This is a genomic window from Desulfobacter hydrogenophilus, assembly GCF_004319545.1.
Classification (GTDB): domain Bacteria; phylum Desulfobacterota; class Desulfobacteria; order Desulfobacterales; family Desulfobacteraceae; genus Desulfobacter; species Desulfobacter hydrogenophilus.
On the sequence record NZ_CP036313.1, the window covers coordinates 3562405 to 3586136 of the forward strand.

Annotated in this window: 22 protein-coding genes; 12 read left to right on the plus strand and 10 right to left on the minus strand. The window is 50.3% G+C overall.

Annotation, left to right across the window (positions count from 1 at the left end; all coding sequences use genetic code 11):
• Nucleotides 1-5 precede the first annotated feature (5 nt).
• The 4 genes from EYB58_RS15820 to EYB58_RS15835 are packed head-to-tail and all read right to left on the minus strand — an operon-like array spanning nucleotide 6 to nucleotide 4360.
• Complete coding sequence (locus EYB58_RS15820; protein WP_111954812.1) at nucleotides 6-458, minus strand: phage tail protein; 453 nt, start codon at nucleotides 456-458, stop codon at nucleotides 6-8.
• A 24-nt stretch (nucleotides 459-482) separates the two neighbouring features.
• Nucleotides 483-2876, minus strand: a complete 2394-nt coding sequence (locus EYB58_RS23530) for a phage tail sheath family protein (RefSeq protein ID WP_111954810.1) — start codon at nucleotides 2874-2876, stop codon at nucleotides 483-485.
• 37 nt (nucleotides 2877-2913) lie between these two features.
• Nucleotides 2914-3789 (minus strand): hypothetical protein, encoded by an 876-nt coding sequence (locus EYB58_RS15830; RefSeq protein WP_131072088.1) that lies wholly within the window; start codon nucleotides 3787-3789, stop codon nucleotides 2914-2916.
• Nucleotides 3776-4360 (minus strand): Pvc16 family protein, encoded by a 585-nt coding sequence (locus tag EYB58_RS15835; protein WP_111954806.1) that lies wholly within the window; start codon nucleotides 4358-4360, stop codon nucleotides 3776-3778. Before EYB58_RS15835 ends, EYB58_RS15830 begins: the two co-directional genes overlap by 14 nt.
• 259 nt (nucleotides 4361-4619) lie before the next feature.
• On the opposite strand from EYB58_RS15835, the gene EYB58_RS15840 reads away from it, so the two are divergent.
• A complete protein-coding gene (locus EYB58_RS15840; RefSeq protein ID WP_207309063.1) occupies nucleotides 4620-4877 on the plus strand; it encodes a hypothetical protein in 258 nt (85 codons plus the stop codon).
• A gap of 994 nt (nucleotides 4878-5871) precedes the next feature.
• On the opposite strand, the gene EYB58_RS23535 is transcribed toward EYB58_RS15840, so the two are convergent.
• Entirely contained in the window at nucleotides 5872-6096 is a 225-nt protein-coding gene (locus tag EYB58_RS23535; RefSeq protein ID WP_207309064.1) for a hypothetical protein, read from the minus strand.
• Entirely contained in the window at nucleotides 6097-6264 is a 168-nt protein-coding gene (locus EYB58_RS23540; protein WP_207309065.1) for a hypothetical protein, read from the minus strand. It lies immediately after the preceding gene.
• Between the two features lie 204 nt (nucleotides 6265-6468).
• Between EYB58_RS23540 and EYB58_RS15855 the strand changes: the two genes are divergently transcribed.
• The 5 genes from EYB58_RS15855 to EYB58_RS15875 all read left to right on the plus strand — a co-directional run bounded on the left by EYB58_RS15855 (nucleotide 6469) and on the right by EYB58_RS15875 (nucleotide 11457).
• Nucleotides 6469-7605, plus strand: a complete 1137-nt coding sequence (locus EYB58_RS15855) for an ABC transporter substrate-binding protein (protein WP_111954922.1) — start codon at nucleotides 6469-6471, stop codon at nucleotides 7603-7605.
• 116 nt (nucleotides 7606-7721) lie between these two features.
• Nucleotides 7722-8657: a branched-chain amino acid ABC transporter permease gene (locus tag EYB58_RS15860; protein WP_111954802.1), complete on the plus strand. Its 936-nt coding sequence runs from the start codon at nucleotides 7722-7724 to the stop codon at nucleotides 8655-8657.
• A 40-nt stretch (nucleotides 8658-8697) separates the two neighbouring features.
• Nucleotides 8698-9960: a branched-chain amino acid ABC transporter permease gene (locus EYB58_RS15865; RefSeq protein WP_111954800.1), complete on the plus strand. Its 1263-nt coding sequence runs from the start codon at nucleotides 8698-8700 to the stop codon at nucleotides 9958-9960.
• Between the two features lie 10 nt (nucleotides 9961-9970).
• Nucleotides 9971-10744, plus strand: coding sequence for an ABC transporter ATP-binding protein (locus EYB58_RS15870; protein ID WP_111954798.1), 774 nt, complete (start codon nucleotides 9971-9973; stop codon nucleotides 10742-10744).
• The gene (locus EYB58_RS15875; protein ID WP_111954796.1) at nucleotides 10744-11457 is read left to right on the plus strand and encodes an ABC transporter ATP-binding protein; all 714 of its coding nucleotides are present in this window, start codon (nucleotides 10744-10746) and stop codon (nucleotides 11455-11457) included. Before EYB58_RS15870 ends, EYB58_RS15875 begins: the two co-directional genes overlap by 1 nt.
• A 7-nt stretch (nucleotides 11458-11464) precedes the next feature.
• On the opposite strand, the gene EYB58_RS15880 is transcribed toward EYB58_RS15875, so the two are convergent.
• Nucleotides 11465-13594 carry a Tex family protein gene (locus tag EYB58_RS15880; RefSeq protein WP_111954794.1) on the minus strand — a complete coding sequence of 710 codons (2130 nt, stop codon included), beginning with the start codon at nucleotides 13592-13594 and terminating at the stop codon, nucleotides 11465-11467.
• A gap of 81 nt (nucleotides 13595-13675) precedes the next feature.
• On the minus strand, nucleotides 13676-13846 hold the full coding sequence (locus tag EYB58_RS23275; RefSeq protein WP_163354323.1) for a hypothetical protein: 171 nt from the start codon (nucleotides 13844-13846) through the stop codon (nucleotides 13676-13678).
• A gap of 169 nt (nucleotides 13847-14015) precedes the next feature.
• Here EYB58_RS23275 and EYB58_RS15885 point away from each other — a divergent pair, with 169 nt between their 5' ends.
• The 6 genes from EYB58_RS15885 to EYB58_RS15910 all read left to right on the plus strand — a co-directional run bounded on the left by EYB58_RS15885 (nucleotide 14016) and on the right by EYB58_RS15910 (nucleotide 21505).
• Nucleotides 14016-15986 carry a proton-conducting transporter transmembrane domain-containing protein gene (locus EYB58_RS15885; protein WP_111954792.1) on the plus strand — a complete coding sequence of 657 codons (1971 nt, stop codon included), beginning with the start codon at nucleotides 14016-14018 and terminating at the stop codon, nucleotides 15984-15986.
• A 13-nt stretch (nucleotides 15987-15999) separates the two neighbouring features.
• Nucleotides 16000-16890 carry a respiratory chain complex I subunit 1 family protein gene (locus EYB58_RS15890; RefSeq protein WP_111954790.1) on the plus strand — a complete coding sequence of 297 codons (891 nt, stop codon included), beginning with the start codon at nucleotides 16000-16002 and terminating at the stop codon, nucleotides 16888-16890.
• Between the two features lie 4 nt (nucleotides 16891-16894).
• Entirely contained in the window at nucleotides 16895-17542 is a 648-nt protein-coding gene (locus EYB58_RS15895; protein ID WP_111954788.1) for an NADH-quinone oxidoreductase subunit K, read from the plus strand.
• Nucleotides 17542-19047, plus strand: coding sequence for a proton-conducting transporter transmembrane domain-containing protein (locus EYB58_RS15900; protein WP_111954786.1), 1506 nt, complete (start codon nucleotides 17542-17544; stop codon nucleotides 19045-19047). The genes EYB58_RS15895 and EYB58_RS15900 overlap by 1 nt, the downstream gene beginning before the upstream one ends.
• A complete protein-coding gene (locus EYB58_RS15905; protein WP_111954784.1) occupies nucleotides 19047-20555 on the plus strand; it encodes a hydrogenase large subunit in 1509 nt (502 codons plus the stop codon). The genes EYB58_RS15900 and EYB58_RS15905 overlap by 1 nt, the downstream gene beginning before the upstream one ends.
• 176 nt (nucleotides 20556-20731) lie before the next feature.
• Nucleotides 20732-21505, plus strand: a complete 774-nt coding sequence (locus EYB58_RS15910) for an NADH-quinone oxidoreductase subunit B family protein (RefSeq protein WP_111954782.1) — start codon at nucleotides 20732-20734, stop codon at nucleotides 21503-21505.
• Nucleotides 21506-21630: 125 nt separating this feature from the next.
• On the opposite strand, the gene EYB58_RS15915 is transcribed toward EYB58_RS15910, so the two are convergent.
• Nucleotides 21631-23310: an ABC1 kinase family protein gene (locus EYB58_RS15915; RefSeq protein WP_111954920.1), complete on the minus strand. Its 1680-nt coding sequence runs from the start codon at nucleotides 23308-23310 to the stop codon at nucleotides 21631-21633.
• A 23-nt stretch (nucleotides 23311-23333) separates the two neighbouring features.
• Nucleotides 23334-23636 (minus strand): phasin family protein, encoded by a 303-nt coding sequence (locus tag EYB58_RS15920; RefSeq protein WP_111954780.1) that lies wholly within the window; start codon nucleotides 23634-23636, stop codon nucleotides 23334-23336.
• Nucleotides 23637-23732: the final 96 nt, after the last annotated feature.

A 23732-nucleotide genomic window follows, 5' to 3' on the forward strand; every position in this document is an offset into this window, starting at 1 on the left:
GCTGTTTATCCTTCAGCGTAGCGGATGCCTTCGGCGGAAAGCACCAGCTCCTCCATGGCCACATCCGATCCGCCTTTGGCATTCAGGCTGGGACCGGTGTATTTGATGGGCACGGAATTTTGGAGGGTCCAGCGCATGACTGTGTTCTGGTTGGTCTCGTCCATCATGGTGATGGTCACGTTCCGTTGGGCGGTCCAGCCTTCCCTGCGGGTCAGGTTTATCCAGTCCCACAGATCCTGGGATTTGATGATGCCCCGTTTCAAGGTCACGTCGCTGACCTTGCTGATATTGGGAATTTTACGGACCTGGTTTTCCGGATCATTTCCGTTTCTGTATTCCGCCATGGTGATTTCCGCGCCTAACCCGGTCACTTCGGAAAAGCCCGCTGAAATATCCTGCCCGTTGAATTCGACCAGAAAATTAAACGCGCTGTACGGTGATGTTCGTTGATTTGACATGATTGATTCTCCTTACGGTCTTTGTTACGCATCCGCGGTTTTCTGGCCAATTCTGAAAATAACAAATTCCGCCGGTTTCACAGCGGCGACACCGATTTCACAAATCAAACGTCCGTTGTCCAGATCCGCCTGGGTCATGGTGGAACGGTCGCACCGGACAAAATAAGCCTGCTCCGGGGTGCCCCCCAGCAGGGCGCCGCTGTGCCATTCGTTATACAAAAAGGCGGATACGGTGTCGGTGATGTTGGTCCAGAGGCGCGGGGCATTGGGCTCAAAAACAGCCCATTGGGTGGAGCGGTCAATGGAGTGTTCCAGATAGATGAAATACCGACGGATGTTCACGTATTTCCATTCCGGATCAGAGGTGGCGGTCCGTGCGCCCCAGACTCTGTTACCGCGCCCGAAAAAGAACCGCAGACAGTTGATGCCTTCGGGGTTGAGCATTTCCTGCTGGGCATGGTTGATCTCCCGCTCAAACCGGATGGCCCCCCGGACGATTTCATTGGCAGGGGCTTTCCATACGCCGCGGTTCACATCGGTCCGGGCGTAAATACCGGTAATAAATCCCGAGGGTGGTACGTTGATTTCCTTGTAGACCTGGTTGTTTCCCGGTTTCCACAGGGGGTTGGCCACCGTGACCCAGGGGTAGTACAAGGCAGCATAGGAACTGTCGATACGGCTCCTTGCTTCCCGGGCGTCCTGGGGCGTTTGATTTGACGGGGTGTCCAGAACCGCAATGCAGTACCTGTCCCGTTCCGCATGGGAAATCAGGGCCTGCTGAATGGATGTATAAAGGGTCATTTCCGAATGGCCGGGCGCTGCGATAATGGCGATGTCGTCCAGGGCCTCGAACACTTCCAGGGCTTCGGCATAGGCCACGGAATGATCGGTCCGGCTTTCGGTTGCCGTGTTCACCGTCGGTTCAAGCCCATCGTTTCCGTTTCCAATGGAAATGGTATTGGAATTTTGGGTTCCGAACAGGGCATTGAAAAGATCAAAGGCGGTTCTGCCGTTGGAAACCTTAAAATAATAAGGGTTTGCCAGGGCTTCGGATTTGGTGGCGGTATTTTCAGGCAGTACGTTGGAAACGAAATTGGGGTGATTTGAGTCAAATCCCAGGTCCTCATAAATTAAGCGGCTCCCGTCTTCATCCTCGATCTCAAGGGTCCATGTGATCAGTTCATAAAGTCTGTTTTCATCCGGTTCACCCAGGTCTGCATTTGTGCTGTCCTGCCAGACATTGCCGTTTTGTTTAAGAAAATAGGTATAGGTTACCCCGTCCCGGCCCTCTGCCGGTATTCCGGCAAGCCCCATGGCTGTCCTTGCCGGGGAATCGGTAATGCTCAGGGTATTGCCGGCGCCTACGGCCGTTGTGGAAAGACGCATGTTTCCCGTATCGGCCATGGTGGTTGCACGGACTAAGATTCCGGCCCGGGTCAAGGCGCTGTTGATTTCTTCCACGGTCACGGCATTGATATCATCCACATTCCCCGTGCCGTTGGCCGTGCCCGCTTCCAGATTGAGAAGAGGCAGTGCTTCAATGGTAATTTCAGCATTTTCTCCCCTTTCGTCGGTGCGGATGGACAGCCGGTTGCCATCAACGCCGATCTTGACATAATCAATTTCAAGATTCAGGAAAGCTGCCAGCTCAGCCGGTGTTTGATCATCTCCCTGGGGCAGGGTGATCACCTCATCGAAAAGGGTTCCGCCGGGTCCCACCTGGACTCTGAAACTTGTATCGGCCGGCACATTAATGGTTGCGGCCAGATCGGCTGTGGACGCGACTTGGGCCGGTTCTTTTTCATCGGTAAGCGTCACGTTTTGGGCAGCGCCTCCGTTAACGGTGATGCTCAACTGATTATCGTTGGTCAGTGCAAAGGGTGGGTTTACGGTCCCGTCTATCCGTCCGGGAAGGGCGGCCTGGGTCTCGGTGCTGTCGGCCACCCGGAGCAGGGTTCCCACATTGGCCTTGTCCAGGGGAACCGCACCGAATACACGCTTGGCATTGAGATAAACCTTGGCGGTCCCGTCATATCCGCTGCCGGCATTACGGGACTGGATGCGCGCCACATTTCCTCCAATATCGCGATGGGAGAATCCCGGCACCGGCACATTCGCCACTTCCATGGGAACATAGGTGCGGGAAATATAAAGCCGTCTCCCCCCATTGTCAAAAAACGCGCGCACCGCATGGGTCATGTGATTTGTAAATGAACTTGCATTAAAGTTCAGGTCGGTAAAACCGCCGTACACCCGCTGATATTCCCCGAAACTGGTGATCAGTTCCGGCGTGACATTATAGGGCCCTTTGCGTGTTGGCCCCACAAAGCCGCAGGTGCTCGTACCAACGCCTTCAATGGATTTGGATCTGAAACTGACCTCTTCAACATACACACCAGGTGCTAGGTATTCAGGCATGATGCATTCTCCCTCCTTAAATTTAAGGGCCTTGGCCCTAATCTTGTGTTAAGTCTATAAATAATCTTATGGATTGAGTCTTTCCGGTTTTAAGTTTCAAGTCCAATTCATTTATGAGCTCTGCATCCATTTCGCTTCTAAAGTGCTTCTGCAAATCCTCAATATTTTGTTTCAATTTTTCCGGATCAACCGGCCACGGTGCATTAGTGGCCACAACGACCGTCAGTTTGACCGGCGTTTCCATTTCAACCACCGAACCCGAAGCCAGGTCATCCTCATTATCAGACCCAAGGTCTTCATCATCAAGTTCCGGGTCCTCTTCACGGGCAAAATCACTGACAGGAATACCGGGAACAATGATAACGGCTTCTCCCCTTTTATCACTCATCCCGCCGGCAATGATTTCATCTGAGGCGTTTGAAATTCGTAACAATGCGCCCTGCACCGGGGTTGGGTTCTCGATATTGATATCCGCCAGATCAAACACCGAAGCGCGGATAATGCTCCAATTGGGGTTTAAATCGCAGGTTGGTGAAGAAAACAACGGGACCTGAATGGGTTTAAAAATATGATCATCTTCTTCCCGATCAGGGTTTAGGGGCAGGGACAACTGAAGCGAACGGGTCAGATATTTGCCCAGGGGGTCCCGGATCGTCACATTGAATTTTTGTGAACCGATATCCGGTTCGTTTGGATTTGATGCATCTGGAGGGCTTTCAAATGCCGTTAAATGGGACTCAAGACCCCGGGCATGGGAAATTACATAAAGGTGGGAACGGTTGGGAAAAAATTTTAAACCGTCCGCAAAAACAGTCATAGCTCTTCCCACCGGGGTTTTGGTGGCATTGTCCACTAGCCGCAAGGCTCCCAGAGCGCGGCGGTCAATTGTCTCTTTAACTTTAATCCGTCTCATCTTCATCCGTGACCTCTCCATGGGAAAAACGCCTGGCTATAACCGGCGGGCTATCTTCGATTACATCCGGATCAATGTGGATTACACGAACCATATAGGGCAGTGAAAGTCTGTAAGTGGGGGTTAATGCATCCCATAACCGCATCAAGTCTTCATTTTTCATTTCAACGGGAAGCACCGACACCTGATCCCCTGGGGCCCAGTTGCCTGAATCCGAGAGCATTGAATTGTCAAGAATCGGATGTTGATGGAGCTGTGACATGACCCAGGCCGTAATGGAGTGTTCCGCCAGGGCCGAATCCGCCCAGATAATCATCAGGTAATATAGGGAAAGCGACAAAGGATAAAGGGAATTGCCAGGTTGGGGCTGTTGACGCTGATGTTCATCAATTTCTACCCGGTAAAGGTAAAGGGTCACTGCCGTTCCCATATCCTGGTTTTCAGCCAGATCCGAACTTGAAATCAGCCTGAATTCGCAGGGATGATCGCTCCGCAAAGGATTCGGATACGTATTTCGCAGGAAATTGATCAACGAGTCGCCGACCGAATGAATTGCCCAAAAATTTGCCATGATTTCTATCTCAATAATTAATGAGTTACATTCACGGGTTACTTATTTGACCAGTAGATAAAAACCGGTCATTCGTATTATCCAATTTTTTAAGACGGGCAGATGGTTCACCAATTTGCTCGAGATTTAAAAAGCAACTTGAGATCAGATTTTTTTCTGTAGAGGCTCTTTTTCTTTAGTCTTCAGTGAACCTGCCCATATAATATAAATAATTGTTTTTTTGTCAACGTATTTCTTAAAATCATTTCAGAATCAACCGATGGGATTGCCCGGGGATGATGCCCTGGAACCGTTCATAAAAGAGGCCCTGGATAAAAATATTATTGAAAACGGCTATATTGACCTGGTTTCCGAGATGCAGCCTTATCTTCTGGGGTACTTTTCCGTGGATCAGATTGCCTTGACCAAAAAATACGGGTTTATCGGACTTGCAATCGATACCGGCGGCGCTCTGATTCACAAGGACAAATCAGTGCCGGACTTTCCGGATTCTGGATCAGAACGGTTTATGGGTTGATTGTCATTTTTGCCGTATCCACTTATGCGCTTATCCAGAAAAAGAAAAGCAGCTTCTTATATTAGGACCGCAGATTTTTTAAAGTGAACGATATTACTCGCTCTTTGACTTCAAATCCCCACTGAGGACTTCATCAATATAGAAATGGCCTAATGTGAAAATTGAATTTTGTTTCATTCTACTAGGGCATGACATATTCTGACTTGGCAAGATCAAGGAAGAGGTGATATTATTAGAGTAAGAAGTCTGAATTTCAGATCGTCAAATTGGCCGACAGTATTTTATAAAACTGAATTGAAGGGGGTTGGATTTGGACCAGAATAAAATAGAAGCGATACAGGGCAATTCAAAATTTAAATCATATCTTTGTCCTTATTGCCAAAAATTTTTGATGAAGGGGGACGTAAGACGGTTAAAAATGACATGTCCACACTGTCAGAGGTTGATTGATGCTGATGAAGATGAACTTTTAAGCATAAATAATTCTGACGAAAAACAGATAAGATGAGAAGGTAGGATATGATGCATCCCTGACAGCCTATGGATACTACAACGACTTGGTAATCGAAGCCCCCGGTCATTCCCTGGCGCGGAGTTATAAAGAATTTTAAAACTATGAAATAATCCAGGCTGTTGGTAGTTCTTTCATATGGCAGCCACGGGCTGACCTGGCCTATCAACACCCAGGCTCAGCCCACAACGAAACAAGATAGTAATTCAACAACTTAGGCCCAAGTTCAAAATACAACCTTCCATATGGTTTGCCTTTTCATCCGTCTTCTTCGTTGTGTCAATGGGTACATATGTTCAATATGCTCCCATTGCCACGCCTTGAATACGAACGAAAATTCTAAACCATATTTTGGAATGTTTTATTCCGATCATGGGCCTTATTGAGACTTTCATATAACAGCCATGGGCTGACTTGGTCTATCAATACTGAGGTTCAACCCACAACAAAGCATGAAAGTAATTCAGCAACTTATTGGAACTTTCATATAAAAAAGTTCATGCACAGGGCAATGTTAACAGGAATGATGCCGATGCGTTGACCAAGGGTGGGCGGATTTTTACAGCGGCTGACGTTCACCCACCCATGTTCCTCATGAAGTCTGAAAATTTTCGCTTCAAGATATTCACACACATATCCCATTTCAAGGTTTCTACCTGCGAGCAACTGTTTGGCAGAAAGGGCTTTGGCACCTGCATCAATGATCACCTATCCTTCAATGCTATCTGAGATAACAGTGGCCACAATCCGGGCCGCACATTCTAAAATTTCGCAGTGGTTAAATTTAAACTCAAAATAGTCGTTGATATACATGGTACCCACCCGGATTTCGTTGACATGATCGTGTGCCTGGCTGCCATATCTGCAACGCAACACATATTGTCTGTTGTTTCCATGATCAGCGCTTCTGTTTAATCTATTAGCTTACCGGAAAATTTGAACATTTGAATAAGTTTTTATACAATATTCTACTTTACTTCGCTTTTTTATTTTCTTATACCTTATTTTTATTGTTAAAAATTTAAAATATAGGAGGAAACATTGAAAAAAATTACGTGTTGCCTGGCGGCTGTCATTGCAATGACCATGGTTTTTTCTTCATCTGCGTTCTGTAAAAGAGAGACCGTCATTAAAATCGGCATCAATGCGCCTTTGACCGGTGATATCCCAAAGGTTGGAGAAGGAACAAAATATGCCGCGCAAATGTGGCTGTCAGACATTGAAAAGGCCGGTGGACTTGAAGTCGGCGGCCAGAAGTATAAGGTCGAACTGGTTATTGAAGACAATGAATCCAAAGCGGAATCTGCGGTAAAAGCCAACACCAAAATGATCAGCCAGGATGATGTTCTGGCCATTGTCGGCCCCCAGTCTTCCAAACAGGCTGTGCCGGCCGGTGAAGTGGCCAACAAATACAAAACCGTCATGATCAGCCCCTGGTCCACCAACCCGGACACCACCATGGATCGCCCCTTTGTATTCCGCGGCTGTTTCCTGGATCCTTTCCAGGGTCCCGTTGTGGCCAATTTTATTACCGATGAGTTCGGTTTCACCAAGGCTGCGGTGCTTTATGATGTGGCCTCTGACTATCCCAAAGGGCTTGCTGAAGTGTTCAAGGATGCGTGGGAAAATAAACACGGTGCAGGCTCCATTGTTGCCTTTGAAAGCTTTACCACTAAAGACACGGATTTTTCTTCCCAGCTGACCAAAATTATACAATCCGGTGCCCAGGTGCTTTTTACCCCGCAGTACTATAATGAAGTACCTCTGATTGTTAAACAGGCCCAAGAGCTTGGATGGAAAGGACCCGTCGTGGGTTCCGACTCCTGGGGGTCTGCCGAGACCGTTGAGCTGTGCGGCGAAGCCTGCTACGGCCAGTTTTTTTCTTCCCACTATGCAGCCGCCGGTGCCAAGGGCGCAACCAAGGACTTCATTGATCGTTACAATGAAAAATACGGTTATATTCCCGATGATGTGGCAGCCCTGACCTGGGATGCCCTTCGTCTGGCCCAGCAGGCCATTCAGGATGCCGGAAAATTGACCGGCAGAATTGATAAAGACCGCCAGGCTGTCCGGGATGCCCTTGCAAAAATTACAAATTTTGCAGGTATCACCGGGAACATGACCTTCACCGAAGAGGGCGACCCGGTCAAATGTGCGGTTATCGTAAAAATAAACGATAAGGGTGAATACGAGTTCTACAAGTCCGTATGTCCTTAATGGACGGACGGATCACTCGTTAATACGTTTTTAAGTTAGATAAAGTGACTGCCGCAACATGAAATGCGGCAGTTGTTTTTTGGATCTAATTCCATTGTTTTAACAGGAACTGCTGCATGGAATCGTTTACTGATTTGATACCGTTTTTTATTCAGAACTTTATCAATGCACTCCAGCGAGGAAGTTTTTACGCCGTTATCTCCATCGGGTACTCCATGGTCTACGGCGTTCTGATGCTTTTTAACTTTGCCCATGGTGATATCTTCATGGTGGGCACCTATATCGGTTTTGGTATTGCGACGCTTTTTCTATCGTTGTTTGCAGGCATTTTACCGGGGCCTGTCATCTTTGTGGGCACCGTTGTGGTGACCATGTTTTTAGCCTCTTGGATCGGGGTGTTTGTGGAAGTGGCGGGCTATCGTCCTTTGCGCCAGGCGCCCCGGGCCTCTGCCGCCATCACGGGCCTTATGATCGGCATTATTTTTGAAACCGGTATTTTGATTCTTTTAGGTGCCAAGCGCTTAAGCTTTCCGCCGCTCATCGAATCGGTCTCCTACAATGTGGGCGGGGTCTATTTTACAAATATCAAGGTGATGATCATCATCATCAGCTTGTTGCTCATGCTGGCGTTGCACACCTTTATCCAGAAAACCAAATGGGGAATGGCCATGCGGGCCATGTCCTATGATTTTCTTGCCGTACCCCTCATGGGGGTCTCCATCAACATCATGGCTCCTTTAACCTTTGCCATTGGTGCCGGATTGGCTGCGGTGGCCGGCATTCTTTACGGCCAGGCATATCCTATCCTGGACCCGTACATGGGGGTGCTGATTGGCTGGAAAGCCTTTGTTGCGGCAATTCTCGGCGGGCGCGGCTCCATTAAGGGCGCAGCATTGGCCGGTTATCTTCTAGGGTTTATTGAAATATTTGTTGCTACCATATTTCCGTCCACCCTGAGGGATCTGATTGCCTATTCCATTATCCTTTTGATACTGACCTTCAGGCCAAGGGGATTTTTCGGCATGGAGCACAGCACCAAACTTCGGCTGTGATTATTTATCTCTTTACCCGTTTTCAGAAAGAAACGTTGCCATGAAGATTGTACAATCAATAAAAAAATTCCTATCGAACATACCCATGGCAGGCTGGCTTTTAGGGATGCTGGTCGCTGTGTTGATTGAGTATTTCTGGGGATACGACTATATTTCCTACTACCTGGGCCTGCCCAAGATTCCGGTGCTGTTCGGCGCCATTATCATGCTCAAAGATCCGACTATGATCCCCGGCGCCCTGGCCTATGACCTGGTTGTTTATGTCCTGCCGGTCTGCATTGTGGGAAAAGCGTCTGCTTTTTTTACCAACCCGCTGGCAGCTGCCATGGAGAAGCTGCCATTATGGATCTCCGTGCTGATCCATTTATGTTGTTTTTACGGTATTTTGTCTCTTTGGGCAGGAATAAACGACTATCGCGTGCTTGTGGTGAAACTGACGCTGATATCCATTATTTTGACCATCAGCATCAACGTCATCAACGGCTACCAGGGTGAATTTTCCTGTTCCCATCCAGGGTTTATGGCCGTGGGGGCCTATGTCTCGTCCGTGATTACCCTGTTTTTATTTGCCAATGACAAAATTTTTGGCGCTGCCGTGCTGCCGCCTTCCCTGGGGCCGTGGCTTTTCCCCTTTGCTTTGATCATGGGCGGGATCGCCGCTTCCGTTGCATCGCTTTTAGTGGCCATACCCTCATTCAGGACCCGGGGGGATTACCTGGCCATCATCTCTCTGGCCTTCATGTTCATCGTCAAAAGTGCGGTGGAAAATATCAATGTCATCGGCGGTGCCCGGGGCATGGGCGGCCAGCCCGATCTTGCCCCGCTTTATGTGATCTTTATCTGGACCATGCTGTGCATCTGGGTGATTCATAATTTTGTCACCTCTATCATGGGAAAGGCCCTTAATGCCGTGCGCGATGACGAGGCCGCTTCCGAGTCCATGACCGTGAAAACCCGGAAAACCAAGATGACAGCCTTCATGTTCGGCGCATTCTGGGCAGGTATAGCCGGTGGACTTTTTGCCCATGTGCTGACCTATATAAACCCGGGCATGTTCAGCATCAACCGGCTGGCAGAAATTCTTGCCATGGTCTATTTTGGCGGCCTGAACTCCATTGTGGGCTCCATTGTGGGCGCCGTCTCCATCAATATTTTGGGCGAAGCCCTGCGGCCCCTGGAGCTGTTCAAGTGGATCATTATTCCGCTGATACTGATTTTTGTTATGATTTTCAGGCCATACGGCTTGATCTCTTTTAGGGAAATCAACGCCGGAAAACTTCTTGCGGCCAGAAAGAACAAATAAGGAAAATACCATGACGCCTTTACTCCATGTAGATAAAATGACCCACTATTTCGGTGGGTTGCGGGCGGTTCACAATTATAACCTTTCGGTTGGACCAAATCAGATTGTCGGATTGATCGGCCCCAACGGGGCTGGCAAAACAACCGTTTTCAACCTGATTACAGGGGTCTATACCCCCACCGAAGGCCGTATTACCCTTGAAAATGAAAATATTGTGGGGTTGGAAACCAATGAAATTGCAGCCAAGGGACTTGGTAGAACATTTCAGAACCTGGCCCTGTGGCGGCACATGAATGTACTCGACCATATTAAAATGGCCCATTATTCCCAGTTGTCCTATAGCCTTTTCGATTCGTTTTTTAATACCGGCAGATGCCGAAGACAGGAAGCCAAAGTCGAAGAGAATGCTTACCGGCTTCTGGAACTTTTTGATATTAAGCAACACGCCGATCAGTTGGTGACAAGCCTTCCCTACGGAGCCCAGCGGCGGGTGGAGATGGCCCGGGCCATGGCCACCAATCCCAAGGTTCTTTTCCTGGATGAACCCACCGCAGGCATGACCCCTGACGAGCTGATCCAGATGATCAAAATTATCAGGCAGGTACACCAGGATTTCGGGGTGGCTATTTTTCTGATTGAACATCGCATGAAATTTGTGATGGAGCTTTGTCAGCATATCCAGACCCTGGTGTTTGGCGAAGTGATTGCCCAAGGCCCCCCCGAAGAGATCCAGAACAACCCTAAAGTGATTGAAGCCTATCTGGGCAAGGAGGATTTGACCTGATGCAGCTGAATGTTAAAAATCTTAAGGTGTCCTACGGCAATATCAAGGCGCTTCACGGGCTGGACTTCAGCATTGATGCCGGTGAAATCGTCACAATTATCGGGGCCAACGGGGCGGGCAAAAGCACCACCCTTCGCGCCATCTCCCGGATGGTTCCCAGTGAGTCGGGCTCCGTCATTGAATTTGAGGGAAAAGATGTCCTGTCCTATACCACAGACAAGGTGGTCACCCGGCTTGGCATCTCCCATGTGCCCGAAGGCCGAAGAATTTTCGGCAACCTTACAGTAACGGAAAACTTGACGCTGGCCTGTTTTGCCAGAAAAGATACCGAGCAGATTGAAACGGATAAAAAGTGGGTGTTTGATCTTTTCCCCCGCCTTGAAGAGCGAAAGAATCAGATTTCCGGCACCCTGTCCGGCGGAGAGCAGCAGATGCTTGCCGTGGGCAGGGGGTACCTGAGCGGCAGAAAAATCATGATTCTGGATGAGCCCTCCATGGGGCTTGCGCCTTTGCTTATGCTTGAGATGTTTGATGCATTAAAAGAGATCAACAGGCATGGCACCACCATCCTTTTGGTTGAACAGAACGCCCGATTAGCCCTCAAGTTTGCCCAGAGAGGTTATGTAATTGAACATGGCAAACTTGTGCTTGAAGGCCCGGCTGATAAGCTGCTTGACGATCCGGAGGTGAAAAAAGCGTACCTGGGGGCGTAAGTTTTAATCAGCCTGTTTTCATGGATAACGAGATCCGTTTTCTGGGGATATCTACCTCAAGAACGCGCACCTGTACCTGCTGACGTACTTTGACAACCTCATTGGGATCCTTGACAAATCGGTCCGCAAGCTGGCTGATGTGAACAAGACCGTCCTGGTGTACCCCGATATCCACAAAAGCGCCAAATGCGGTGACATTAGTCACAATGCCGGGAACAACCATGTCAGGCACCAGGTCTTTCATTTCATGGATATCTTTGTCAAAGGAAAAGGCCTGGAAGGGCTGTCTCGGGTCCCGTCCCGGGGCTGCCAGCTCGGCAACGATGTCCTTGAGCGTGGGAAGGCCTGTGGTCGCCGTTACATAGGGCGTAAGGTCTATACTTTGCACCGGCGCTTTTGCCGTCATCATCTCTTCCACTCGACAGCCGATATCGTTGGCCATCTGTTTGACCACGGGATAGGATTCGGGATGAATACCGCTGCGGTCCAGGGGATTTTTTCCGTTTTGGATTCTTAAAAATCCTGCGGCCTGTTCAAATGCTTTTTTGCCCAGGCGGGGCACCTTGAGAAAATCGGTTCGGGATGCAAATGCGCCATTTTCATCCCGATATTTGACCATGTTGGCGGCAATGCCGGCGTTCAGGCCGGATACCCGGGACAAAAGCTGCTTTGATGCGGTGTTGGCCTCCACGCCCACCTGGTTGACGCAGGAAACCACCACATCGTCCAGGGCGGCTTGAAGCATGGTCTGGTCCACATCGTGCTGGTATTGTCCCACTCCGATGGATTTAGGTTCCACCTTGACAAGCTCTGCCAAGGGGTCCATGAGGCGTCTGCCGATTGATACCGCGCCCCTGACCGTGATGTCGTGGTCCGGGAATTCTTCCCTGGCTGTTTGGGAGGCTGAGTAAATGGATGCCCCGCTTTCGTCTACCATGATCACATCCACATCTTCGGGCAGTGTCAGTTCCTTGATAAAGCTTTCGGTCTCCCTGCCTGCCGTGCCGTTGCCCACGGCGATGGCGCGGATTTCGTATCGAGAGACAAGTTTGGGGATGAGCTGTGCAGCGGATGATTTTCCGTTTGGGGTATGGGGATGGATGACATCATGGTGAACCAGCTTTCCCGTGGCATCCAGGCAAGCGATTTTGCATCCGGTGCGGAACCCCGGATCAACCGCCAGCACAGGCCTGCCACCAAGGGGAGGGGAGAGGAGCACCTGGCGTAAATTGTCTGAGAAAACCGCCACTGCCTTTTCATCGGCCTTTTGTTTGAGAATTCGCAAGGCCTCATTTTCAATGGATTTGGACAACAGGCGTTTGTATGCGTCTTCGGCGGCGGCAAGGATCTGCTCCCGGCTTTGGGGGTTAACCGTTCTATTACCCGGGTAAATTCTCTGGATGATATCCAACGCTTTTTTTTCATCGGGCAGGACATGAACACGCAAAACTTTTTCGGCGGCTCCCCTGAGCATGGCAAGTATGCGGTGGGACGGCGCTTTAAATGCCGGCTCCTCCCAGTCAAAATAGTCCTTGAACTTGGCTCCGTCGTTTACTTTGCCCTTGATTACCGTTGTATTGATCATGGCTGTTTTGATGAACAGATCCCTGACCCCTGATCGGATGGATGCATCGTCGTTAATAATTTCGGCAATGATATCCCTGGCTCCGGCCAACGCATCTTCGAGGCTTGCCACATCGGGGCCGATGAATCCGGTTGCCTCCTTTTGAAGGTCGATACCGGTTTTAGGGTCCAGAATCATCAGGGCCAGGGGCTCCAGACCCTTTTCCCGGGCAATTGTGGCGCGGGTCCGCCTTTTGGGGCGATACTTTTCATACACATCCTCCAGTCGGGTCATGGAGTCTGCATTTTCAATGAGTTGGCTCAGCTCTTTGGTATAAAGCTGCCTTTCTTCTAAAGATTTGATAATAGCCTGTTTCCTGGCTGCCAGCTCTTTTAAAGCCTTTGCCCTGTCCCGGATATCGGATATCGCCACCTCGTCCAGGCTGCCTGTGCGCTCTTTTCGGTATCTTGCGATAAAAGGCACTGTGGAACCCTGGTCCAGTAGATCCAGAACTGCTGTCACCTGGTTTTCTTTCAGGCCGGTGTTCCGGCTGATCATCATTTTAATATTCATGCCGTTTTATTACAGCGGGCCAGGGCAAAAAGTCAATGGTTTCGACACCTGGTGAGTGCCCGGGTATTACTTTTCTTACGTTTAAGACCTTAAGGAAGGCTCCCTGATATTTTCAAAGAATGCAAGAAGTGCTTTGTCGGTTATCTGGCTGGATGTTGAGCTGGCAAGGGTCGGTTTGTCGGCAGCAGAATATTTTTTTAGCCGGATGGCGCCGGTGGGCAAGGTCCGTGAGGCGCTTCTTCTTTTTTGCAACAGCCCCCCCCTGTTCAATTCCCTATTGGCTCAGTTTTAAATGACCATTTTGGACTCAATTTAACATGACCATCAACACCTTGACGACCATTGGTTCCAGGCGTATATTTGCCCGCGCGTAGATGTTTGAATAGAATTTGATCGTATTCAAAAAAGGCCGGAACAGACAATGTTTTTTTTTACCGCTGCCATGATAATTTTATTGACAGGATCGCTTCTTTTGCCGTTCAGCGGCAGGGGCCACCTGGCTAATATCGCAGGCCCCCTGTTTGCCCTCACCGGTGCCGTTCTGGCACTCGCCGCAGGCGTTGATGCCATCTGCACCGGTGGCTTTGATTTCATATCTCCCTGGAACTACCAACTGGGCGGGTTTCATCTAAAACTGGACCCCCTGTCCGGCTACTTTACCATGGTCATTGCCATGGTTTGCGGACTGTCCGCCCTTTATGGCAGAGATTACCTCAAGCCCTATGCCAATGAAAAACACCTGGGCGTTTCCTGGTCCATGTTTTTGCTGCTGTTTGCCAGCATGTTGCTGGTCATCACCGCATGGAACGGGGTACTCTTTCTGGTGGCATGGGAAATCATGTCCCTCTCTTCTTTTTTCCTGGTAATTTTTGAATCCCATCGCCCCGGGGTATTGGCTGCCGGATGGACCTATCTTGTGGCCACGCATCTGGGAACCGCCTTTCTAATGGTGATGTTCCTACTGCTGGGACAAAACCACTCCTATGATTTCAATGTCATTCAAGCCTCCGGCCCCATGGCTACCTTTTTATTTGTCTTGGCCGTCGTCGGATTTGGCACCAAAGCAGGTTTTCTACCCTTTCATGTCTGGCTGCCAGAAGCCCATCCGGCGGCCCCGTCCCATGTATCTGCGGTGATGAGCGCCGCCATGATTAAAACCGGGATCTACGGTATTCTTCGCATTTCCATACTCATGGGACCCTTCCAGGCTTCCTGGGGATGGATATTGATTATAGTGGGAGCGCTCACCGGCATTTTCGGTGTGCTGTCAGCCTTGTCCCAACAGGATTTAAAACGTCTTCTGGCTTACTCCAGTGTGGAAAACATCGGTATCATCGCCATTGGACTGGGCTTAGGATTCCTGGGATTTGCCACACAACATCCGGTCATTGGTCTTCTGGGAATCGCCGGGGGCATGCTCCATGTCCTGAATCATGCCCTGTTCAAAAGCCTGCTGTTTTTCGGAGCCGGCGCTGTCAGACATGCCACCCACACCCTGGAAATGGAAAAGATGGGGGGGCTCATGAAAGGGATGCCCATAACAGGCACCACCTTTGTCATTGGCGCTGCCGCCATTTGTGCCCTGCCCCCCTTAAACGGGTTTATCAGTGAATTTTTGATTTATTTCGGCTCGTTTTCTTCCCTTTACGGCAGCAAAGGCACCTTCAGTGTGCTGGCCGCAGTGACCGTGATCATTGCCCTGGCCCTCATCGGCGGACTGGCCCTGGCCTGTTTCACCAAAGCGGCCGGGATTGTCTTTTCAGGGGAGCCCCGGACCCGGGAAGCGGCAAAGGCAAAGGAATCCGGTGTGTTCATGCCAATATCCATGGGAATACTGGTGGCCCTTTGCGTATATATCGGCCTTTTCAGTCCCCAGGTCATTGGTTTTCTGGGGCCGGTGTTTGATACCACCGTTGCCGGTCACCCCCTGGGTGATGCAAGTCTTGCCCCGGCAGTTGTGTCCCTTACCATGGTCAGCCGGGTGGGGGCGGGACTTATTGCGCTGATAGTTTTTCTGGGCCTTGTGAAACGCAGATGGATGCAGCATAAAATTGTGGAGAAAAGCACCACCTGGGGCTGCGGGTATGCCACACCCACGGCAAAAATTCAGTACACGGCCTCGTCCTTTGCCGATCCCATTGTATCGATGTTTGATACAACCCTTTATCCAGTGAAAAATCTCAAAACGGACCCAGGCCTTTTTCCCACAGCCTTTTCTTATGAATCCCGGTCAAAGGATATTTTCATGCACCATGTCTACCGTCCGCTGTTTTCCGTTATTAAATCGGCGGCACTGGGACTGCACTGGCTACAGCGGGGATACAACCAACTTTATGTCCTCTACATTGTTTTAACACTTCTGGCATTATTGTTCTGGATACTCTGGATTTAAGAAAGAGGATGTGATGAGATTCACCATTTTTTTCCATGTGATTGCAGCGTTTATTTTATCTCCCATGATTCCGGGCATTATTAATAAAGTTAAAGCCTTTTTTGCCGGAAGAAAAGGCAAACCCGTTCTGCAGATGTATTATGATTTGGCAAAACTTGTGCAAAAGGGGGCCGTTTACAGCCGAACCACCACATGGATTTTTCAGATATCCCCCCTGGTCACTGCCGCTGTGGGCATCATCGGGGTCATGCTGGTACCCTTGGGAAACACACCGGGACTGCTGGCTTTTTCCGGGGATTATATCCTTCTGGTGTATCTGTTTGGTGTGTCCAGATTTTTTACGGTACTTGCGGCTCTGGACACAGGATCGCCCTTTGAGGGCATGGGGGCCAGCCGGGAAGTCCAATTTGCATTGCTGGCGGAACCCGCCCTGCTCCTGGGGCTGTGCGCATTGAGCGCCCTGAGCGGAGAAACCTCCATGAACACCATGGTCATCTCGCTCCAGGCGGGTACCCGACCGGTGCTGGCCTGTGCCATCTTTATTGTCCTTCTGGCTGAAAATGCAAGAATCCCCTTTGATGATCCCACCACCCATCTGGAACTGACCATGGTCCATGAAGTGATGATTTTAGACCACAGCGGACCGGACCTTGCCCTCATCGAATATGGATCAGCCCTGAAATTATGGGCATATGGCTCACTGACGGCCAGCCTGATTGTCCCCCAGGGGATTTTGAGTCCCTGGGCTTCCCTGGGTGCCGGATTTGTGGCCCTGCTATTCGTCACCGTGACGGTGGGAGTCATCGAATCCATCATGGCCCGTCTGAGACTGATCCGGATTCCCCAGCTTTTGGTGGGTGCCACCATTCTGTCACTCATCAGCTTGATTCTCATCATAAGGTAAAAAAATGAACAGCATTTTTAACTTCCTGGTTATTCTTCTGATTTTGCTTAATTTCCGGCTCATCAGCTCAAGCCGCCTGATGCCCTGCATTCACGTACTGGTGATACAGGCGCTGATACTTTCCGGTGTGGCCTGGATGACCCATCAGGGTCACATGTCTTTACATCTTTATTTCATGCTGGTCGTGAATGTATTTCTAAAAGCCGCCGTGCTGCCCTGGATGCTCACCCGGGTGGTTCAAAAAAACATCATTTCAAGGGAGCTGGACCCCTTGGTGGGGTACTCCCCCTCCCTGATTATCGGAGTGGTGCTGCTGGGTATCAGCGTGATGATTTCCCGGCCCCTTTCCCTTTCCCACACCCTGATTGAAGATCTTTTCCTGCCGGTATCCCTGTTCACCCTGTTTTCCGGACTGTTCATGATCATTGCCCGCAAAAAGGCCATTACCCAGGTGTTGGGATATATGGTCATGGAAAACGGGATTTATACTTTTGGGGTGGCCATGGCCATTCATGAACCCCTTATTGTGGAATTAAGTGTGCTGCTGGATGTATTTGTGGCCGTGCTCATCATGGGGGTGGCCATCTTTCATATCAGCCGGGAATTCAATCACATTGACACGGACCGCCTGAGTGTCCTGAGGGATCTGTAATGATCTGGGCACTTCTAATCCTTCCGGCAAGTCTTGGCCTTTTTTGTCTTTTATCCCGCAGCAGCAACCTGTGCCGGTATCTTCTGGTGATCAGCGCCTTGTGTCATTCGACCATGGTACTTATCCTGGCCTGCCACCGGGAACAGACAATTTCATCACAGTGGATCGGACTCGACGATGCCGGTCTCCTTTTCCTTGCTATTACCAGTCTGTTGTTTTTAGGGGCCGCTGTTTATACCTTTGGATACCTTAAAGCAGAAGGAGACAGCCCCATAAAGGACATAGAGGAGCATTTTTTCTTTAAAAACAGCCACAACGCTGTGTTTGTGGGCTGCATGCTCTTTTTTCTTGCCACCATGACCCTTGTGACGGTGAGCCGTCATCTGGGCCTGATGTGGGTGGCCATCGAAGCCACCACTCTGTCCAGTGCGCCGCTGATCTATTACCACCGCCATCACAGAAGCCTTGAAGCCGTATGGAAATATATCCTGATCTGTTCCGTGGGTATTGCCCTTGCCATGCTGGGAAACTTCTTTATTGTGGTGGCCGGAACCCACATTGAAGGGGCTGGGCCCCTCTTGGCCCTGGACGATTTAATCGGCCATGCCTCAAGTCTTAATCCCACCTGGATGAAGGCCGCCTTTGTTTTGTGCCTTGTGGGATATGGTACAAAAATGGGCCTGGCCCCCATGCACAACTGGCTGCCCGATGCCCACAGCGAAGCCCCCTCTTCCATATCCGCCCTGTTATCCGGAGCCCTTTTAAACTGCGCGTTCCTGGTGCTTTTGAGAATTCATACGGTGATGATCACCGCCGGACTGGGGGACACCAGTCGCATGCTTTTTGTCCTGCTGGGCCTTATTTCCCTTGGCTTTGCCGCCGTGTTCATCATCGGCCAAAAAGACTTCAAGCGCATGCTGGCCTACTCCAGTGTGGAGCACATGGGCATCATTGCCCTGGGGCTTGGCATCGGGGGCATGGGCATCACCGGCAGCTTGTTCCATGCCGTCAATCATTCTCTGATCAAGGGCATGCTGTTCATGACTGCGGGCAATATCATGGCGGCCTATCAGACAAAAACTATTGCAGACGTCAAAGGCCTTATGTACACCCGTCCCTTCACCGCCATGCTGTGGCTTGCCGGTGCCATGGCCATTGTGGGCATGCCCCCCTTTGGCATATTTTTAAGTGAACTGACCATTCTTGGTGCCATGTTGGACACTGGACGTTTTTTCGTGGCCGGGGCCTATCTGCTGGCATTGGGGATTATTTTTGCGGCCCTCACCGCCAAGGTGCTGCCCATGATATTTTCCCCGCCCACCGACCCGTTGCAGACTACGCCTGATGAAAATAATGCAAAAAAATTATCGCTTAAAAAGGAACCGGTGTGGTCCATTGCTCCCCTGGCCTTTTTTGGTTTCCTTTCTTTTGTGCTGGGCATCTACATGCCGCCGTGGCTTTCCGGACTTCTGGACGGGGTCTCCCGGTCCCTTGGAGGACAATAATGATTTCTGAAGAAAAAAACGGGGAACGCCTGTCAGGGGACGTCGTCAAGTTGCAGGATCTTCCGCTTCTGGGTATTGAAGACTTTCGCTCCCGGGTCCTGGATGGGGTGAAGCAAGGGGGGCGAATCAGCTCTTTTTCCGGCATTTCATCCGATGATGCAGGTACAAAAATACTGGTGGTCCTGGCCCATGATGAAACCGGCACCCTGGAAACCTTCACCACCCGGGTGACAAAGGCCTATGAGAACCTGACCACAGCCTGTCCCCAGGCCCATCTGTTTGAACGTGAACTCCATGAACAATGGGGAATCATGCCCACGGGCCACCCCTGGCTTAAACCGGTGCGCTTCCCCCTGGACAAAAAAAAATCTATTAAAAACCAACCCGTGATGGGGTTGACAGACTTTTTTACCATGCAGGGAAACCAGGTCCATGAAGTGGCCGTAGGACCGGTGCATGCTGGCATCATAGAGCCCGGACATTTCAGATTTCAATGCCATGGCGAAACGGTTTATCACCTGGAAATCAGCCTGGGATATCAGCACCGGGGGGTTGAACAGGCCCTTAAGAGGGGGCCGGATTTACGCACGATTCATTATTTTGAAACCCTTGCCGGAGACACCACAATCGGTCATACCACGGCCGGCTGCACTGTTATTGAAGCCCTGGCCGGTATTGATGTCCCCCAAAGGGGCCAGATGATCCGGGGAATTGCAGCAGAGCTGGAACGTATGGCCAACCACATCGGGGACTTGGGTGCCATTGCAGGGGATGCGGGCTTTCTACCCACTATGAGTTATTGCGGCCGCATCCGGGGGGACGTCCTGAACCTCACGGCCCTGATCTGCGGCAACCGGTTTGGCAGGGGGCTTGTCATTCCCGGGGGAACCTTCTGGGATATAACCATGGATCTGATACCGGTAATACAAACACGCCTGAATGACATAGAAAAGGATGCCACAGGTGCCATGGATCTGATGTTCAACACCCCGTCGGTGCTGGCCCGGCTTGAACAAACCGGAAAAATTGAGGAAGAGATGGCCCGCACCATCGGATTTGTGGGGCCTGCGGCCCGGGCATCGGGTCTGTCCCGGGATGTGCGCGCCTGCCACCCCTATGGCATCTACCACACACTGCCAATTAACGTCATGGTGGAAACCTTTGGGGACTGTTTTGCAAGGGCCCATGTCCGGTGGCGGGAAATCCAGGAAAGTCTGGCATTGATCCGCACCTGGCTTGAATCCCTTCCTCCGGGACCCGTTTCCCACCCCTGGGAGGGAGGGCTTTGCCCTGGAACAACCACCACCGTTCTGACAGAAGGTTGGCGGGGTGAAATATGTCATACGGCGGCTACGGACAGCCAGGGGAAATTCTTATTTTACAAGATTGTAGATCCGTCATTCCATAACTGGTTGGGAGTTGCCATGGCCCTGCGGAACCAGCAGATTAGTGATTTTCCCTTGTGCAACAAGAGTTTTAACCTTTCCTACTGCGGTCATGACCTGTAAATCAATGGCCCCGTTTGGGGACTTGTTTTTAATTTTGGCCACATAGGACGCTTCATGGGGGTGTCAAATCTGCCCGCACACGGTGACTGAAAACGGGATCACGCCATTGGCCCACCAATTATGATGGCTGGCCGATGTTATGAGCAAGCCCAAAAAGGATAAAGGAACCCACACACATGTTAGAGATACTCAAAACCCGACTCCAGCAAAAATACCGTACCATATCCTGGCCCCAGGGCCCGGCCCCGGCTCTTCCGGAACGATTTGCCGGTGTGCCGGTGATCCGGGGAAACTGCGCAAAGGACTGTACTGCATGCACAGCGGTATGTCCCACAGGCGCCATCGTAATGCCGGATCGGAAAGATCAGTCCCTGGTGCCACCTGTTCTTGATCTTGGAAAATGTCTATTCTGCCGAAAATGTGAAACCGTCTGCCCCAGGGGAGTCATCTTTTTTTCCAACGCATACCACATGGCTGCGGTGAACAGGACAGATCTCCTGATTCACGAAAACATGCCCCAGCCCCGTGATATCCCAGTGCCCGGACATCATCGGATGTTCAAACGCTCTTTCAAGCTGCGCCAGGTGTGTGCCGGTGGATGCAATGCCTGTGAGGCAGATACCAATGTGCTTACCACCATCGGCTGGGACCTGTCCCGGTTCGGCATTGACTTTGTGGCCTCCCCCCGGCATGCCGACGGCCTTCTGATAACCGGTCCGGTGACCCGGAACATGAAATTGGCCCTGGAAAAAACTTATGCGGCCGTACCCCATCCCAAAGTGGTCATTGTCACCGGGGCCTGTGCCATTTCTGGCGGCCCTTATATGGATCACGACGAGCAGTACAACGGGGTTGATGACATCCTGCCCGTGGATCTTTATATTCCGGGCTGCCCACCCCATCCCATGACCATACTGGATGCTTTGCTTTTTTTTACCGGTAACCTCTGATAGGGTATCCTTGATTTATCCCAAAAATTTTCGATCTGTACGAGTGGCACTAAATGGGGTTTGGGCAGTAACGGAACAGAAAACCGGGTTAAGCAATAAAACTCATATTTTTGCGTCCCTTGCTCTCACAGTCGCCCCCTGCGAATAATGGCCACCAACAGCCAGACACCCAAAACAGCAGCAGCAAGGAATCCGGCAATGCCGATGACCGAGACCCCGAGAATCATAGGAGGGATCCGGGAGTTGAGTACAATGGCCGAGCCCAGGATCAGGGAAGCAATAATAATGGCAAAGGAGATTCGATTGGATGTCTGATCCTGGACCCTCATCAACCGTTCCAGGCCTTCTATTTTGATGGAAACCTTTATTTTGCCCTGTTTTATCTGTGTGATAATCTGGCTTGTATCCGATGGCAGGGTCTGCAAAAGGGCAAAGATATCCATGGCTATGCTGGTGAACTCCCTGGAAAGGCGCGGTATTGAATACTTGCGCAAGCCAGCCGCCCTGATATAGGGCCGGGCATGGCCAAGCATGTCAAACTGTGGATCCAACGTGCGTGCCACCCCCTCAATACTGATAAACGCCTTTATCATTAAAAACAGGTCCGGCGGGATTCTCAACCCGTGCCGGGCACAAAGCTCAAGAAACTGGTGGATCATACGGCTGGCATTGATTTCTTCAAGCTTTCTGGACAAGTATATGGCACAAAATTGTGAAATATCCTTTTCCAGGGCTGCCATATTGACCGATTCTTCAGGCTCGGTCAGACGGCATAGCAAACGGGCTGTCTTCTGGGTATTTTTTGAGGCAAGCCCCTGGAGTAAATCAATGAATAACTCCCGGGTGGTCGAATTCACAAATCCGGTCATTCCGAAATCAATCATGCAGATGTGTTGGTTTTCCAGGATAAAAATATTGCCCGGATGGGGATCAGCATGGAAGAAGCCAAACTCAAATACCTGGCGCATGACAAAATCAGCACCTGTGCGGGTAATCTTTTTTCGGTCAAGGCCTGCCCGGTCAATGGCCTCAACATCATCGGCCTTGATCCCCCGGATAAATTCCATACACAGCACCCGTTGTGTGGAATGAGTCCAGTATACTTCGGGGATATGGATGGCCGGCTCTTTGGCAAACTGCTCTGCCATCTGTTCCATATTGGCCGCCTCCACCATGTAATCCAGTTCCTTTTCCAGGGACTGGGCAAATTCTTCAACGATTTTCACGGGTCGGAATATGTCCATATCTTCCAGGTTTTTTTCCATGACCTGGGCCAGATAGTGGATGATTTCCAGATCGACCTCAATTATTTTGCGGATACCGGGGCGCTGAACTTTCACAGCCACCGGTTCGTCCGGCGACAGTTCTGCCCGGTGAACCTGTCCGATGGAAGCCGAAGCAAAAGGGGATTCCTCAAAGGAATGGAACACCTCACTGATGGGTTTGCCGAACTCTGCAAGGATAATTTGTCCAACCTGTTCAAACGAAAAGGAGGGCACCTTGTCCTGGAGTTTGGCAAGCTCCCGGGTCAGATCCAGGGGGATCAGGTCGGGGCGAGAGGATAATACCTGGCCCATTTTAATGAAGGTGGGCCCAAGTTCCTCCAACACCATCCTGATCCGTTGATTCCTGGACAGTTTTTGATGGGGTTTTGAAAATGGAATTTTATTGAGATAATGATCAATATTCATGGCCTCAATACTATTCTCAAATCCGTATTTGAAAATGATGCCGATGATTTGTTGGTAACGGACCAGATGCCGGTACCGTTTGGTGACCTTGGAAACGGTCTTAAAACTGAGCATGGTCAGGGCCAAAGGCCTGGATTTCAGGCATCCTTTTCAAGTTTTTTAGACAACTCATCAATCCGGGCATTCAGTGTATCAACATCTTTACGGGTGGGCAGATCCAGGCGTTTGAGCACCGATTCCACAACCTCTTCCACTTTTTTATCAAGGCTGGATTTTGCGTCATCGTACCGCTTTTTACACTCTTCTAAAAAGTCCTTTGCTTCTTTTTGGTTCATCTCAGACTGTTCGGCAAACTCCTTGGCAAAGGTCTCAATTTCTTTTTTGGAACGTAGCGCCATACCCACCCCGGTGAGCAGACTATTTTTTAGGGTTTCAAGCATGTTCTTTTCCTCCATTTTATTTTTTAAAACAAATAAACAGGTCCCGGAAAAAAAGTTCCGGGACCTTCATGGACCTTTTGGATGATCCCGCTACTA